The organism is Streptomyces sp. NPDC050509, from assembly GCF_044457965.1.
GTDB lineage: Bacteria > Actinomycetota > Actinomycetes > Streptomycetales > Streptomycetaceae > Streptomyces.
In genome coordinates this window covers 296439-309067 of sequence record NZ_JBITHL010000003.1, presented here as the reverse complement: position 1 = coordinate 309067, position 12629 = coordinate 296439, and the positions used below count along the sequence as shown (strand labels likewise).

The 12629-nt window shown below is 66.1% G+C and carries 24 protein-coding genes; all 24 read right to left on the bottom strand.

The window, feature by feature from the left end; genetic code table 11:
* Positions 1-96: 96 nt before the first annotated feature.
* A complete protein-coding gene (gene rpsK, locus ACIBJC_RS10570) occupies positions 97-501 on the bottom strand; it encodes a 30S ribosomal protein S11 (RefSeq protein WP_003956432.1) in 405 nt (134 codons plus the stop codon).
* 66 nt (positions 502-567) lie between these two features.
* Positions 568-948 carry a 30S ribosomal protein S13 gene (gene rpsM, locus ACIBJC_RS10565; RefSeq protein WP_399290307.1) on the bottom strand — a complete coding sequence of 127 codons (381 nt, stop codon included), beginning with the start codon at positions 946-948 and terminating at the stop codon, positions 568-570.
* A gap of 183 nt (positions 949-1131) precedes the next feature.
* On the bottom strand, positions 1132-1245 hold the full coding sequence (rpmJ, locus tag ACIBJC_RS10560) for a 50S ribosomal protein L36 (RefSeq protein ID WP_003956441.1): 114 nt from the start codon (positions 1243-1245) through the stop codon (positions 1132-1134).
* Between the two features lie 57 nt (positions 1246-1302).
* Positions 1303-1524, bottom strand: coding sequence for a translation initiation factor IF-1 (gene infA, locus ACIBJC_RS10555; protein ID WP_003956442.1), 222 nt, complete (start codon positions 1522-1524; stop codon positions 1303-1305).
* 153 nt (positions 1525-1677) lie between these two features.
* A complete protein-coding gene (gene map / locus ACIBJC_RS10550; protein WP_399290305.1) occupies positions 1678-2514 on the bottom strand; it encodes a type I methionyl aminopeptidase in 837 nt (278 codons plus the stop codon).
* Positions 2515-2655: 141 nt separating this feature from the next.
* Positions 2656-3321 carry an adenylate kinase gene (locus ACIBJC_RS10545; protein WP_399290303.1) on the bottom strand — a complete coding sequence of 222 codons (666 nt, stop codon included), beginning with the start codon at positions 3319-3321 and terminating at the stop codon, positions 2656-2658.
* Positions 3321-4640 (bottom strand): preprotein translocase subunit SecY, encoded by a 1320-nt coding sequence (secY, locus tag ACIBJC_RS10540; protein WP_384925264.1) that lies wholly within the window; start codon positions 4638-4640, stop codon positions 3321-3323. The genes ACIBJC_RS10545 and secY overlap by 1 nt, the downstream gene beginning before the upstream one ends.
* A gap of 235 nt (positions 4641-4875) precedes the next feature.
* Positions 4876-5334 carry a 50S ribosomal protein L15 gene (gene rplO, locus ACIBJC_RS10535; protein ID WP_329828621.1) on the bottom strand — a complete coding sequence of 153 codons (459 nt, stop codon included), beginning with the start codon at positions 5332-5334 and terminating at the stop codon, positions 4876-4878.
* 1 nt (position 5335) lies between these two features.
* Positions 5336-5518 (bottom strand): 50S ribosomal protein L30, encoded by a 183-nt coding sequence (gene rpmD, locus ACIBJC_RS10530; protein WP_024491595.1) that lies wholly within the window; start codon positions 5516-5518, stop codon positions 5336-5338.
* On the bottom strand, positions 5518-6120 hold the full coding sequence (rpsE, locus tag ACIBJC_RS10525; protein ID WP_023539330.1) for a 30S ribosomal protein S5: 603 nt from the start codon (positions 6118-6120) through the stop codon (positions 5518-5520). The genes rpmD and rpsE overlap by 1 nt, the downstream gene beginning before the upstream one ends.
* 46 nt (positions 6121-6166) lie before the next feature.
* On the bottom strand, positions 6167-6550 hold the full coding sequence (rplR, locus tag ACIBJC_RS10520) for a 50S ribosomal protein L18 (RefSeq protein WP_384925258.1): 384 nt from the start codon (positions 6548-6550) through the stop codon (positions 6167-6169).
* Positions 6551-6553: 3 nt separating this feature from the next.
* Positions 6554-7093, bottom strand: coding sequence for a 50S ribosomal protein L6 (gene rplF / locus ACIBJC_RS10515; RefSeq protein ID WP_399290300.1), 540 nt, complete (start codon positions 7091-7093; stop codon positions 6554-6556).
* A gap of 21 nt (positions 7094-7114) precedes the next feature.
* Positions 7115-7513, bottom strand: a complete 399-nt coding sequence (gene rpsH, locus ACIBJC_RS10510; protein WP_399290298.1) for a 30S ribosomal protein S8 — start codon at positions 7511-7513, stop codon at positions 7115-7117.
* Between the two features lie 212 nt (positions 7514-7725).
* The gene (locus ACIBJC_RS10505; RefSeq protein WP_003948630.1) at positions 7726-7911 is read right to left on the bottom strand and encodes a type Z 30S ribosomal protein S14; all 186 of its coding nucleotides are present in this window, start codon (positions 7909-7911) and stop codon (positions 7726-7728) included.
* A 2-nt stretch (positions 7912-7913) separates the two neighbouring features.
* Positions 7914-8474: a 50S ribosomal protein L5 gene (rplE, locus tag ACIBJC_RS10500; RefSeq protein WP_030351443.1), complete on the bottom strand. Its 561-nt coding sequence runs from the start codon at positions 8472-8474 to the stop codon at positions 7914-7916.
* Entirely contained in the window at positions 8474-8797 is a 324-nt protein-coding gene (gene rplX, locus ACIBJC_RS10495; protein ID WP_329828619.1) for a 50S ribosomal protein L24, read from the bottom strand. Before rplX ends, rplE begins: the two co-directional genes overlap by 1 nt.
* Positions 8798-8799: 2 nt before the next feature.
* Positions 8800-9168, bottom strand: a complete 369-nt coding sequence (rplN, locus tag ACIBJC_RS10490) for a 50S ribosomal protein L14 (protein WP_003966950.1) — start codon at positions 9166-9168, stop codon at positions 8800-8802.
* Between the two features lie 118 nt (positions 9169-9286).
* Positions 9287-9571, bottom strand: a complete 285-nt coding sequence (gene rpsQ, locus ACIBJC_RS10485; RefSeq protein ID WP_399290295.1) for a 30S ribosomal protein S17 — start codon at positions 9569-9571, stop codon at positions 9287-9289.
* A complete protein-coding gene (gene rpmC / locus ACIBJC_RS10480; protein WP_031230018.1) occupies positions 9571-9795 on the bottom strand; it encodes a 50S ribosomal protein L29 in 225 nt (74 codons plus the stop codon). The genes rpsQ and rpmC overlap by 1 nt, the downstream gene beginning before the upstream one ends.
* Complete coding sequence (gene rplP / locus ACIBJC_RS10475; RefSeq protein WP_003966953.1) at positions 9795-10214, bottom strand: 50S ribosomal protein L16; 420 nt, start codon at positions 10212-10214, stop codon at positions 9795-9797. Before rplP ends, rpmC begins: the two co-directional genes overlap by 1 nt.
* Before the next feature lie 5 nt (positions 10215-10219).
* The gene (gene rpsC / locus ACIBJC_RS10470) at positions 10220-11068 is read right to left on the bottom strand and encodes a 30S ribosomal protein S3 (protein WP_399290293.1); all 849 of its coding nucleotides are present in this window, start codon (positions 11066-11068) and stop codon (positions 10220-10222) included.
* On the bottom strand, positions 11068-11415 hold the full coding sequence (gene rplV, locus ACIBJC_RS10465; protein ID WP_026249422.1) for a 50S ribosomal protein L22: 348 nt from the start codon (positions 11413-11415) through the stop codon (positions 11068-11070). Before rplV ends, rpsC begins: the two co-directional genes overlap by 1 nt.
* Positions 11416-11455: 40 nt before the next feature.
* Complete coding sequence (gene rpsS, locus ACIBJC_RS10460) at positions 11456-11737, bottom strand: 30S ribosomal protein S19 (protein WP_003966956.1); 282 nt, start codon at positions 11735-11737, stop codon at positions 11456-11458.
* 12 nt (positions 11738-11749) lie between these two features.
* On the bottom strand, positions 11750-12586 hold the full coding sequence (gene rplB / locus ACIBJC_RS10455) for a 50S ribosomal protein L2 (RefSeq protein WP_129770859.1): 837 nt from the start codon (positions 12584-12586) through the stop codon (positions 11750-11752).
* Positions 12587-12629: the final 43 nt, after the last annotated feature.

Here is a 12629-nt window from a genome sequence, read left to right as displayed (position 1 = left end):
GGACGCCCGCTATTTGACGTCCATCAATACTGACAAGGGTACGGGCGGCACGACGCGAAAGCGCCGTACCGCCCGCAACCTCAAGACGGCCGAGCCTCAGACGCGGCGGCGCTTGGGGGGACGGCAGCCGTTGTGCGGGGTGGGGGTGACGTCCTGGATCGAGCCCACCTCCAGGCCGGTGGCCTGGAGCGAGCGGATCGCGGTCTCACGGCCGGAGCCGGGACCCTTGACGAAGACGTCGACCTTGCGCATGCCGTGCTCCTGCGCGCGGCGGGCGGCCGACTCGGCGGCCATCTGCGCGGCGAAGGGGGTGGACTTGCGCGAGCCCTTGAAGCCGACGTGGCCGGCGGAGGCCCAGGAGATCACGTTGCCCGAGGGGTCCGTGATCGAGACGATCGTGTTGTTGAACGTGCTCTTGATGTGGGCGTGCCCGTGAGCGACGTTCTTCTTTTCCTTGCGGCGCACCTTCTTGGCAGCGCCCTGACGACCCTTGGGGGGCATCTATTTCTCCTACAGGGAGGTGGTCGGTCCTACAGCGAAGACCGCTGGTGAGCGTCCGGCTGAGGACTACTTCTTGCCCGGCTTCTTCTTGCCGGCGATCGCGCGACGCGGACCCTTGCGGGTACGGGCGTTCGTGCTGGTGCGCTGACCGTGCACCGGCAGGCCGCGGCGGTGACGCAGACCCTGGTAGCAGCCGATCTCGACCTTGCGGCGGATGTCGGCGGCGATCTCGCGACGGAGGTCACCCTCGGTCTTGAGGTGGGCGTCGACGTACTCGCGGATCTTGACGAGGTCTTCCTCGGCAAGGTCACGGACGCGAACGTTCGCGTCGACGCCGACGGCGGCGAGGGTCTCCTTGGACCGGGTGCGCCCGATACCGAAGACGTAGGTGAGGGCGACCTCGACGCGCTTGTCGCGCGGGAGGTCAACGCCTGCGAGGCGTGCCATTCATGGCTCCTGATGTGTCGGAGGTCTACCGCAGTGTCTGTCCCGGCTGCCGTACGGGGTCCGTACGGTCCGGGTCCCCGGCCTCCGCCGGAGGTGTCGGTCCCATCGGCTGGGAGCCGGACACTGCGTCATTACGTTTGCTCGCGTCGCGCGAAGTACTGCGAGGTGCTGGGGGGTCTTGCGTCAGCCCTGGCGCTGCTTGTGGCGCAGGTTGTCGCAGATGACCATGACCCGGCCGTGACGGCGGATCACCTTGCACTTGTCGCAGATCTTCTTGACGCTCGGCTTGACCTTCATGGGATTGAGGTTCTCCGGGTCAGTGCGCACGTCCGGTTGAAGGGACGTCCACAAGATCTACTTGTATCGGTAGACGATCCGGCCACGCGTCAGGTCGTACGGAGACAGCTCCACCACGACCCGGTCATCGGGAAGGATCCGGATGTAGTGCATCCGCATCTTCCCGCTGATGTGCGCGAGGACCTTGTGACCGTTCTGCAGCTCCACCTTGAACATGGCGTTCGGGAGGGACTCGATCACGGTGCCCTCAATTTCGATGGCACCTTGCTTCTTGGCCACGCTTCGCCCTTCGAATCGGCTACCTTGATCGATTCTGGCAATCGCATGAGGACACACGGGTACACCAGAGCCGACGAGTCAGTCTACGGGAGCACACACGAAAAGACGAATCCGTTGAGTTTGCCCACCGTGGAAGATCTTTAAGCAACAGCCCTACGCGAGCGGGTCCGGCGCCGCCGTGACACCCAGCTCCGCCAGCTTCGCCTTACCGCCGTCCGGGGCGGTGAGGACGAGGGGGCCCTCCTCCGTCAGCGCCACCGAGTGCTCCCAGTGCGAGGACCAGGTCCCGTCGGTCGTGATGACCGTCCAGTCGTCCTCCAGCACCTGCGTACGGGGCGTGCCGAGGGAGACCATCGGCTCGATCGCCAGGCAGAAGCCGGGGATCAGCTTGGGGCCCTTGCCGCGCTTGCGGGTGACGTAGTTCAGCAGGTGGGGGTCCATGTGCATCTCGGTGCCGATGCCGTGGCCGCCGTACTCCTCGATGATCCCGTACTTGCCGCCGCCGGGACGCGGCTGGCGCCTGATGTACGTCTCGATCGCGCGGGAGACGTCGATGAGGCGGTTGCCGGCGCGCATCGCCGCGATGCCCGCCCACATCGACTCCTCGGTCACCCGGGACAGCTCGACCAGCTCCGGAGCGTGACCGGTGCCGACGAAGGCCGTGAAGGCCGCGTCGCCGTGCCAGCCGTCGATGATCGCGCCGGCGTCGACGGAGATGATGTCACCGTCCTTGAGGACCGTCGCGTCGTCGGGGATACCGTGGACGACCACCTCGTTGACCGAGGTGCAGATCGTCGCGGGGAACCCGCCGTACCCGAGGAAGTTCGGCTTCGCACCGTGCTCGGCGAGCACCTTGCGGGCGACCTGGTCGAGATCCCGGGTGGTGGCGCCGGGCACCGCCGCCTCGGCTGTGGCCGCGTGCACGGCGGCGACGACCAGCCCCGCCTCGCGCATCTTCGCGATCTGCTCGGGGGTCTTGATCTCCACCATGCCTGTGCCTTCCACCTGACTGTCAGAGAATCGATACGCCGGGCCGGTGTCCCTCTCGGCAGGCCCGGCCCCGCGATGCCTGCTCAACAGTACGGCCGTGGTGCCCAGGGGACACCACGGCCGTACTGCTGACTGCTGAAGCTACGCCTGCGAGGCCGGGTCGCGCTCCAGGGCCGCCATCGCACGCTCGGTCACCTCGGTGACCTTGCCGAGCGCCGAGATCGTCACGACCAGGCTCTGCGCCCGGTAGTGGTCGATGATCGGCTCGGTCTGCGTGTGGTAGACCTCAAGCCGCGTCCGTACGGTCTCCTCGGAGTCGTCGTCCCGCTGGTACAGCTCGCCGCCGCAGACGTCGCAGACACCTTCCTGCTTCGGCGGGCTGTACGTCACGTGGAAGACGTGCGCGCTGTCGTTGCGGCAGATGCGCCGGCCGGCGATCCGCTTCACGACCTCCTCCTCGGGGACCTCCAGGTCCAGTACGGCGTCGAGGTGCACGCCGTCCGTCGTGAGCGCCTTGTCGAGCGCCTTCGCCTGCGACACATTGCGCGGGAAGCCGTCCAGCAGGAAGCCGTTCTCGGCGTCCGGCTGGGCCATGCGGTCCTGCGCCATCGCGATGGTGACCTCGTCGGGCACGAGATTCCCCGCGTCCATGAACGCCTTCGCCTGTTTGCCGAGGTCGGTGCCCTGGCTGATGTTGGCGCGGAACAGGTCGCCCGTGGAGATGTGCGGGATCGACAGGTTCTTGGCAAGGTACGCAGCCTGCGTTCCCTTGCCGGCACCGGGCGGTCCGACGAGGACGATTCGCATCAGCGGAGGAACCCTTCGTAATTGCGCTGCTGAAGCTGGCTCTCGATCTGCTTGACGGTCTCCAGCCCCACACCCACGATGATCAGGATGCTCGTCCCGCCGAACGGGAAGTTCTGGTTGGCACCACCGAAGCCCGCCAACGCCATCGTCGGTACGAGAGCAATCAGCCCCAGGTACAGCGAGCCCGGCCAAGTGATCCTGTTGAGCACGTAGCTCAGGTACTCGGCCGTGGGCCGGCCTGCCCGGATACCCGGGATGAACCCACCATACTTCTTCATGTTGTCGGCGACTTCTTCGGGGTTGAACGAGATCGCCACATAGAAGAAGGCGAAGAAGACGATCAACAGGAAGTACGTCGCGATGTAGTACGGGTGGTCGCCCTTGACGAAGTGGGCCTCGATCCAGGTCTTCCACGCCGAGTTCCCGCTGGAGAACTGCGCGACCAGAGCCGGGATGTAGAGCAGCGACGACGCGAAGATGACGGGGATCACACCCGCCTGGTTCACCTTCAGCGGGATGTACGTCGACGTACCGCCGTACGACCGGCGGCCGATCATGCGCTTCGCGTACTGCACGGGGATACGGCGCTGGGCCTGCTCGACGAAGACGACGAGGCCGACCATCACGAAGCCGATCAGGATGACCGTGCCGAACTCGATCCAGCCGTCCGCGAGCTCGCCGCTCTGCTTGATGGCCCACAGCGCGCCGGGGAAGCCCGCGGCGATCGAGATGAACATGAGGATGGACATGCCGTTGCCGATGCCCTTGTCGGTGATCAGCTCACCGAGCCACATGACGGCGGCGGTGCCGGCGGTCATGGTGATCACCATGACGACGGTGACGAAGATCGACTGGTCGGGGACGATCTGCGACGCCACCGGGCAGCCGCTGAACAGCGCGCCGCTGCGTGCGGTGGCCACCAGTCCGGTGCCCTGGAGCACGGCGAGGGCGACGGTCAGATAGCGGGTGTACTGCGTGATCTTGGCCTGGCCGGAAGAGCCCTCTTTCTTGAGAGCCTCCAGCCGGGGGATGACCACGGTCAGGAGCTGCAGAATGATGCTCGCGGTGATGTACGGCATGATGCCGAGCGCGAAGATCGTGATCTGCAGCAGCGCCCCGCCGCTGAACATGTTCACCAAGCCGAACAGGCTGTTGTTGCCCTTCTGGGCCGCGTCGACACAGATCTGGACATTCGCGTAGCTGACGCCGGGCACGGGCACATGCGCCCCGAGCCGGTACAGCACGATGATGCCGAGTGTGAAGAGCAGCTTCTTGCGCAGGTCGGGCGTCTTGAACGCCCGGGCGAACGCGGTGAGCACGGTGCCTCCTGCGACCCCCGCGCTACTGCGTCAGAGGTGACGGTATTGAGGATCGACGGATACGGAACGAGCGGGTCCCGGAGCGCGAGCCCCGGGTCCGGGGAGCGAACCCCCGGCTTCGTACAGCAACAATGCACGCCACCTTACCGGCGACAGTGCCCCCCTAGGAACGACCAACCGGGGATGCCTCATGGAAGAGGCATCCCCGGTCGGGTGTTCAGGCCATCGAGTTGTCTCAGACAAGCTCGGTGACGGTGCCGCCGGCGGCGGCGATCTTCTCCTTGGCGGAGCCGGAGACGGCGTCAACCGAAACCTGCAGCGCCACGGTGATCTCGCCCTGGCCCAGGACCTTGACGAGGCTGTTCTTGCGCACCGCACCCTTGGTGACCAGGTCGGCCACCGTGACCTCGCCGCCCTCGGGGTAGAGAGCGGAGAGCTTGTCCAGGTTCACGACCTGGTACTCGGTGCGGAACGGGTTCTTGAAGCCCTTCAGCTTCGGGAGGCGCATGTGGAGGGGCATCTGCCCGCCCTCGAAGCGCTCCGGAACCTGGTAACGGGCCTTGGTGCCCTTGGTACCACGACCTGCGGTCTTACCCTTGGACGCCTCACCACGACCCACACGGGTCTTGGCGGTCTTGGCGCCCGGGGCAGGACGGAGGTTGTGGGCCTTCAGCGGGCCGTTGTTCTCGGCCATGTCAGTCGACCTCCTCGACCGTGACGAGGTGCCGCACGGTGTTGGCCATGCCGCGGAACTCGGGACGGTCCTCCTTGACGACCACGTCGTGCAGGCGCTTCAGCCCGAGCGAACGCAGCGTGTCACGGTGGTTCTGCTTGCTGCCGATGTACGACTTCGTCTGCGTGATCTTGAGACGGGCCATTACGCACCCGCTCCCGCACGCGCACGGAGCAGAGCGGCCGGGGCGACGTCCTCAAGGGGCAGACCACGGCGAGCCGCGATCTCCTCGGGACGCTGCAGACCCTGGAGGGCCGCCACCGTCGCGTGCACGATGTTGATCGGGTTCGACGAGCCGAGCGACTTCGACAGGATGTCGTGCACGCCCGCGCACTCCAGCACGGCACGCACCGGGCCACCGGCGATAACGCCGGTACCGGGGGAAGCCGGCTTGAGCAGGACGACGCCCGCCGCCTTCTCGCCCTGGATCGGGTGAGGGATGGTGCCCTGGATACGGGGGACCTTGAAGAAGTGCTTCTTGGCCTCCTCAACACCCTTGGCGATGGCGGCCGGCACCTCCTTGGCCTTGCCGTAACCGACACCTACGGTGCCGTCACCGTCGCCCACCACGACCAGCGCGGTGAAGCTGAAGCGACGACCACCCTTCACAACCTTGGCGACACGGTTGATCGCGACGACGCGCTCAACGTAAGCGGTCTTCTCGGCGGCAGCGCCACCGTCGCGACCCTTCCGGTCCCGCCGCTCGCCGCCACCGGCACCGCTTCCGCGGCGCTGGGGTCCAGCCATTGGATTTACCTCTCTCTGTTACGTCCGTTAGTCCCGGAACCGGGGCCTAGAACTTCAGCCCGGCTTCGCGGGCGGCGTCAGCCAGAGCGGCAATGCGCCCGGCGTACCTGTTGCCACCACGGTCGAACACGACGGCCTCGACACCCGCGGCCTTGGCGCGCTCGGCGACCAGGGCGCCGACCCGCTGGGCCTGGGCGCTCTTGTCGCCCTCGCCGCCGCGGATCGAGGTGTCCAGGGTCGACGCCGAAGCGAGCGTGTGGCCCGCGATGTCGTCGATGACCTGAGCGACGATGTTGCGGTTGGAGCGCGTCACGACGAGGCGAGGACGCTCCGGCGTGCCGGAGACGTGCTTGCGCACGCGGATGTGGCGGCGCTTGATGGCGGCGCGCTTGTACGCGTCACCCTTGGCGATCTTTACACCGTATGCCATGGCTTACTTACCCGCCTTTCCGACCTTGCGGCGGATGACCTCGCCCGCGTACTTGACGCCCTTGGCCTTGTACGGGTCGGGCTTCCGCAGCTTGCGGATTTTAGCGGCGACCTCGCCGACCTTCTGCTTGTCGATCCCCTCGACCGTGAACTTCGTCGGGTTCTCGACCTTGAAGGTGATGCCCTCGGGGGCCTCGATGAGGATCGGGTGGCTGTAGCCCAGGGCGAACTCCAGGTTGGAGCCCTTCGCCTGGACGCGGTAACCGACACCGCTGATTTCGAGCGCCTTGATGTATCCCTGGGTCACACCGGTGATCATGTTCGCCACCAGCGTGCGGGACAGGCCGTGCAGGGCCTTGTTCTGACGCTCGTCGTTGGGGCGCAGCACCGAGAGGGTGCCGTCCTCGCCCTTGGTGACCTCGATCGGCGCGGCGACGGTGTGCGAGAGGGAGCCCTTGGGGCCCTTCACCGCTACCGTGCGGCCATCGATGGTGACGTCCACACCGGCGGGAACCTGGATGGGGAGCTTGCCGATTCGCGACATGAGCTTTTCCTCCGTTCCCGACTACCAGACGTAGGCGAGGACTTCCCCACCTACGCCCTTCTTGCCTGCCTGCTGGCCGGTCAGGAGACCGTGGGACGTGGAGATGATCGCCACGCCCAGGCCGCCGAGGACCTTCGGCAGGTTGGTGGACTTCGCGTACACGCGCAGACCCGGCTTGGAGATGCGCTTGATGCCGGCGATCGAACGCTCGCGGTTCGGGCCGAACTTCAGCTCCAGGACGAGGCTCTTGCCGACCTCGGCGTCCTCGACCTTCCAGCCGGTGATGAAGCCCTCCTGCTGGAGGATCTCCGCGATGTGCGACTTGATCTTGCTGTGCGGCATCACGACGTCGTCGTGGTATGCCGAGTTCGCGTTACGCAGACGCGTGAGCATGTCTGCGATGGGATCAGTCATGGTCATAAATTGGCCTTCGGCCTCTCTCGCCGGGGTTTCCTGTATGCGCCATCCCTCTCCCCGATCAGAGTCGGGACGGGTGCGGTGCGGGGACCTACGGCGTAGTAAGTCAGTCATGGACGGCGGGCGCCCAACCCCACAAGCCTACGGCATGTGGAGGAGGGCTCCCACCAACCAAATTGCTTACCGAGAGCGTCTGGTTGATCCCTTTTAGGGGATTACCAGGAGCTCTTGGTCACGCCCGGCAGCTCGCCACGGTGGGCCATCTCACGAAGGCACACGCGGCACAGGCCGAACTTGCGGTAGACGGAGTGGGGCCGGCCGCAGCGCTGGCAGCGGGTGTAACCGCGTACGCCGAACTTCGGCTTACGGGCGGCCTTAGCGATCAGAGCCTTCTTCGCCACGGTCAGTTCTCCTTGAACGGGAAGCCGAGGTGACGAAGGAGGGCACGACCCTCGTCGTCGTTGGTCGCCGTGGTGACCACGGTGATGTCCATGCCCCGGACCCGGTCGATCTTGTCCTGGTCGATCTCGTGGAACATGACCTGCTCCGTGAGACCGAAGGTGTAGTTGCCACGGCCGTCGAACTGCTTCGGCGACAGGCCGCGGAAGTCACGGATACGCGGCAGCGCGAGCGACAGCGTACGGTCCAGGAACTCCCACATGCGGTCACCGCGGAGGGTGACGTGGCAGCCGATCGGCTGCCCCTCGCGCAGCTTGAACTGCGCGATCGACTTGCGGGCCTTGGTGACGGACGGCTTCTGGCCGGTGATCGTGGTGAGGTCCTTGATGGCACCCTCGATCAGCTTGGAGTCGCGGGCGGCGTCGCCCACACCCATGTTGACCACGATCTTGACGAGGCCGGGGATCTGCATGACGTTCTCGTACGAGAACTCCTCACGCAGCTTTCCGGCGATCTCCTCGCGGTAGCGCAGCTTCAGACGCGGCGCGGTAGTGGTCGCAGTCATCAGATGTCCTCACCGGTCCGCTTGGCAACGCGGATCTTGTTGCCCTCGTCGTCAAAGCGGTAGCCGACGCGGGTAACGACCTTCTTGCCGTCCTTCTCCACGACGAGCTGAACGTTGCTCACGTGGATGGGGGCTTCGGTGGTCACGATGCCACCGGTCTGCGAACCGCGAGCCGTCTGGCCGGCCTTGGTGTGCTTCTTGACCCGGTTGACACCCTCGACGAGAACACGGTCCTGCGTGGGGAAGGCCACGATGACCTTGCCCTGCTTGCCCTTGTCCTTACCGGTGATGACCTGAACCAGGTCGCCCTTCTTGATCTTCATGCTTACAGCACCTCCGGCGCGAGCGAGATGATCTTCATGAACTTCTTCTCGCGCAGCTCACGGCCCACCGGGCCGAAGATACGGGTGCCGCGAGGGTCGCCGTCGTTCTTCAGAATGACGGCGGCGTTCTCGTCGAAGCGGATGTACGAGCCGTCCTGACGACGACGCTCCTTGACGGTGCGAACGATGACCGCCTTGACGACGTCACCCTTCTTCACGTTGCCACCGGGGATCGCGTCCTTGACGGTGGCGACGATGACGTCACCGATGCCCGCGTAGCGGCGACCCGAGCCACCGAGAACACGGATGGTGAGAATTTCCTTCGCACCCGTGTTGTCGGCGACGCGCAGTCGCGACTCCTGCTGGATCACGTCTATCTCCTGATCGTCTGCCGGTTCCCCGGGGACCGCTCATCCGTGGATGCGCGGCCCCCGGAGCCTGGCGGAACTGTTCCGAGGGGAAACCCCCTCGGAGGGGGACCTGCTGGTGTTACTTGGCCTTCTCGAGGATCTCGACGATGCGCCACCGCTTCGTGGCGGACTGCGGCCGGGTCTCCATCAGGAGGACGCGGTCGCCGATGCCGGCGGCGTTCTGCTCGTCGTGGGCCTTGAGCTTGTTCGTACGGCGGATGACCTTGCCGTACAGAGCGTGCTTGACGCGGTCCTCGACAGCGACGACGACGGTCTTGTCCATCTTGTCGCTGACGACGAGACCCTCACGGGTCTTGCGGTCTCCGCGCGCGGCCTTGGTCTCGGTCACGTTGTTCTCAGTCATCAGGCGCTCTCCACCGTCTCGATGCCCAGCTCGCGCTCACGCATCAGGGTGTAGATCCGCGCGATGTCCTTGCGCACGAGCTTCAGCCGCCCGTGGTTTTCGAGCTGACCGGTCGCCGCCTGGAAGCGGAGGTTGAACAGCTCTTCCTTGGCCTCGCGGAGCTTGTCGACAAGCTCCTCGTTGCCCAGCTCGCGCAGTTCGGACGCCTTGGTCACGGCCGCCATCACGACTCACCTGCCTCGCGCCGAACGATCCGGCACTTCATCGGAAGCTTGTGAGCAGCGCGGGTAAGCGCCTCACGCGCAATCTTCTCGTTCGGGTAGGACAGCTCGAACATCACGCGACCCGGCTTGACGTTCGCGATCCACCACTCGGGGGAACCCTTACCGGAACCCATGCGGGTCTCGGCGGGCTTCTTCGTGAGCGGACGGTCCGGGTAGATGTTGATCCAGACCTTGCCGCCACGCTTGATGTGACGCGTCATGGCGATACGAGCGGACTCGATCTGCCGGTTCGTCACGTACGCGGGGGTCAGCGCCTGGATGCCGTACTCGCCGAACGCAACCTGCGTTCCACCCTTGGACATACCGCTGCGCTTGGGGTGGTGCTGCTTGCGGTGCTTGACCCTACGGGGGATCAGCATTTCGGTCAGGCCTCCGTTCCGCCGGTAGAAGAGGTCGTCGCCTCGGCGGCCGGAGCAGCGGTGGCGTCGGCCTTGGGGGCGTCGGCTGCCGGGCTCTGCTGCGGCTTGCGGCCACGTCCGCCACGCTCGCCACCGCGGCCACCACGGCCGGCGGGACGGTCGTTGCCGCCACCGCGGGCGGGACGGTTGCCGGCGCGCGCCGCGGCGTTCTCGGCGCGGACCTCGGCGATGTTCTTGACGTCGCCCTTGTAGATCCAGACCTTCACACCGATGCGGCCGAAGGTCGTCTTGGCCTCGAAGAAGCCGTAGTCGACGTTGGCACGGAGCGTGTGCAGGGGCACACGGCCCTCGCGGTAGAACTCCGAGCGGGACATCTCGGCGCCGCCGAGACGGCCACCGCACTGGATCTTGATGCCCTTGGCGCCGGCCTTCATCGTCGACTGCATGCTCTTACGCATGGCGCGACGGAAGGAGACACGCGAGGAGAGCTGCTCGGCCACGGCCTGGGCCACGAGCTGAGCGTCCACCTCGGGGTTCTTGACCTCAAGGATGTTGAGCTGGACCTGCTTGCCGGTCAGCTTCTCCAGCTCGCCGCGGATACGGTCGGCCTCGGCGCCGCGGCGGCCGATGACGATGCCCGGACGCGCGGTGTGGATGTCGACGCGGACTCGGTCACGGGTGCGCTCGATCTCCACCTTGGAGATGCCGGCCCGCTCCATGCCCTTCGTCATCATGCGACGAATGGCAACGTCTTCCTTGACGTAGTCCTTGTACAGCTTGTCGGCATACCAACGGGACTTGAAGTCCGTGGTGATACCGAGCCGGAACCCATGCGGGTTAACCTTCTGGCCCATTACCGGGTTCCTTCCTTGCTGCTGACGACCACGGTGATGTGGCTGGTCCGCTTACGGATCCGGTAGGCACGACCCTGCGCGCGCGGCCGGAACCGCTTCAGGGTCGGACCCTCGTCCACGTACGCCTCGCTGATGACCAGCGAATTGGCGTCGGTGTGGTCGTAGTTGTGCGCGGCGTTGGCAATGGCGCTGTCCAGCACCTTGCCGACCGGCACGCTCGCGGCCTGCGGGGCGAAGCGCAGGACCGCCTGAGCCTCCGTGGCATCCATGCCACGGATGAGGTCCACCACGCGGCGGGCCTTCATGGGCGTGACGCGGATGTACCGCGCCTGGGCCCTGGCTTCCATGGTTGTCCCTTCGGTGTAAGTCATAGTCAGTCACCCCGCGCTAGCGGCGCTTCGACTTCCGGTCGTCCTTGACGTGGCCGCGGAAGGTGCGAGTCGGCGAGAACTCGCCGAGCTTGTGGCCGACCATGGACTCGGTGACGAACACCGGGACATGAATCTTGCCGTTGTGCACCGCGATCGTGTGGCCGAGCATGGCCGGGACGATCATCGAGCGACGGGACCAGGTCTTGATGACGTTCTTGGTGCCTGCCTCGTTCTGTACGTCCACCTTCTTGATGAGGTGTCCGTCGACGAAGGGCCCCTTCTTGAGACTGCGCGGCATCTAAACCCGCTCCTAGCGCTTCTTGTTCGTCTTGCGGCGGCGGACGATGTACTTGCTGCTTGCCTTCTTCGGCGAGCGAGTACGACCCTCCTTCTGACCCCACGGGCTGACCGGGTGGCGACCACCGGAGGTCTTGCCCTCACCACCACCGTGCGGGTGGTCGACCGGGTTCATCGCGACACCGCGGACGGTCGGGCGGACGCCCTTCCAGCGCATACGGCCGGCCTTGCCCCAGTTGATGTTCGACTGCTCGGCGTTGCCGACCTCGCCGATGGTGGCGCGGCAGCGGACGTCGACCAGCCGGATCTCGCCGGACGGCATGCGGAGGTGGGCCATGGAGCCCTCCTTCGCCAGGAGCTGCACGGAGGCACCCGCGGAACGGGCGAACTTCGCGCCGCCGCCGGGCCGCAGCTCGATGGCGTGGATGGTCGTACCGACCGGGATGTTGCGCAGCGCCAGGTTGTTGCCGGGCTTGATGTCGGCGGCCGGACCGTTCTCGACACGGGCGCCCTGCGCCAGGCCACGGGGGGCGATGATGTAGCGCTTCTCGCCGTCCGCGTAGTGGAGCAGCGCGATGCGCGCGGTGCGGTTCGGGTCGTACTCGATGTGCGCGACCTTGGCAGGCACGCCGTCCTTGTCGTGACGACGGAAGTCGATCACGCGGTAGGCGCGCTTGTGGCCACCACCCTGGTGGCGAACGGTCACACGACCGGCGTTGTTACGGCCGCCCTTGCTGTGCAGCGGGCGGACCAGCGACTTCTCCGGCGTGGACCGCGTGATCTCGACAAAGTCGGCGACGCTGGAGCCACGACGGCCCGGGGTCGTCGGCTTGTACTTGCGGATACCCATTGTCTCTCAGTCCTCGGAAGAATTCCGGATCCTGGACGTCTCG

Bases quoted from the DNA above. Each gene is read 5' to 3' on its own strand.
- rpsK (WP_003956432.1), bottom strand. From the start codon at position 501: ATGCCCCCCAAGGGTCGTCAGGGCGCTGCCAAGAAGGTGCGCCGCAAG.
- rpsM (WP_399290307.1), bottom strand. From the start codon at position 948: ATGGCACGCCTCGCAGGCGTTGACCTCCCGCGCGACAAGCGCGTCGAG.
- rpmJ (WP_003956441.1), bottom strand. From the start codon at position 1,245: ATGAAGGTCAAGCCGAGCGTCAAGAAGATCTGCGACAAGTGCAAGGTG.
- map (WP_399290305.1), bottom strand. From the start codon at position 2,514: ATGGTGGAGATCAAGACCCCCGAGCAGATCGCGAAGATGCGCGAGGCG.
- ACIBJC_RS10545 (WP_399290303.1), bottom strand. From the start codon at position 3,321: ATGCGAATCGTCCTCGTCGGACCGCCCGGTGCCGGCAAGGGAACGCAG.
- rplO (WP_329828621.1), bottom strand. From the start codon at position 5,334: ATGGCCGAGAACAACGGCCCGCTGAAGGCCCACAACCTCCGTCCTGCC.
- rpmD (WP_024491595.1), bottom strand. From the start codon at position 5,518: ATGGCCCGTCTCAAGATCACGCAGACGAAGTCGTACATCGGCAGCAAG.
- rpsE (WP_023539330.1), bottom strand. From the start codon at position 6,120: ATGGCTGGACCCCAGCGCCGCGGAAGCGGTGCCGGTGGCGGCGAGCGG.
- rplR (WP_384925258.1), bottom strand. From the start codon at position 6,550: ATGGCATACGGTGTAAAGATCGCCAAGGGTGACGCGTACAAGCGCGCC.
- rplF (WP_399290300.1), bottom strand. From the start codon at position 7,093: ATGTCGCGAATCGGCAAGCTCCCCATCCAGGTTCCCGCCGGTGTGGAC.
- rpsH (WP_399290298.1), bottom strand. From the start codon at position 7,513: ATGACCATGACTGATCCCATCGCAGACATGCTCACGCGTCTGCGTAAC.
- rplE (WP_030351443.1), bottom strand. From the start codon at position 8,474: ATGACTGCGACCACTACCGCGCCGCGTCTGAAGCTGCGCTACCGCGAG.
- rplX (WP_329828619.1), bottom strand. From the start codon at position 8,797: ATGAAGATCAAGAAGGGCGACCTGGTTCAGGTCATCACCGGTAAGGAC.
- rpsQ (WP_399290295.1), bottom strand. From the start codon at position 9,571: ATGACTGAGAACAACGTGACCGAGACCAAGGCCGCGCGCGGAGACCGC.
- rpmC (WP_031230018.1), bottom strand. From the start codon at position 9,795: ATGGCGGCCGTGACCAAGGCGTCCGAACTGCGCGAGCTGGGCAACGAG.
- rplP (WP_003966953.1), bottom strand. From the start codon at position 10,214: ATGCTGATCCCCCGTAGGGTCAAGCACCGCAAGCAGCACCACCCCAAG.
- rpsC (WP_399290293.1), bottom strand. From the start codon at position 11,068: ATGGGCCAGAAGGTTAACCCGCATGGGTTCCGGCTCGGTATCACCACG.
- rplV (WP_026249422.1), bottom strand. From the start codon at position 11,415: ATGGAAGCCAGGGCCCAGGCGCGGTACATCCGCGTCACGCCCATGAAG.
- rpsS (WP_003966956.1), bottom strand. From the start codon at position 11,737: ATGCCGCGCAGTCTCAAGAAGGGGCCCTTCGTCGACGGACACCTCATC.
- rplB (WP_129770859.1), bottom strand. From the start codon at position 12,586: ATGGGTATCCGCAAGTACAAGCCGACGACCCCGGGCCGTCGTGGCTCC.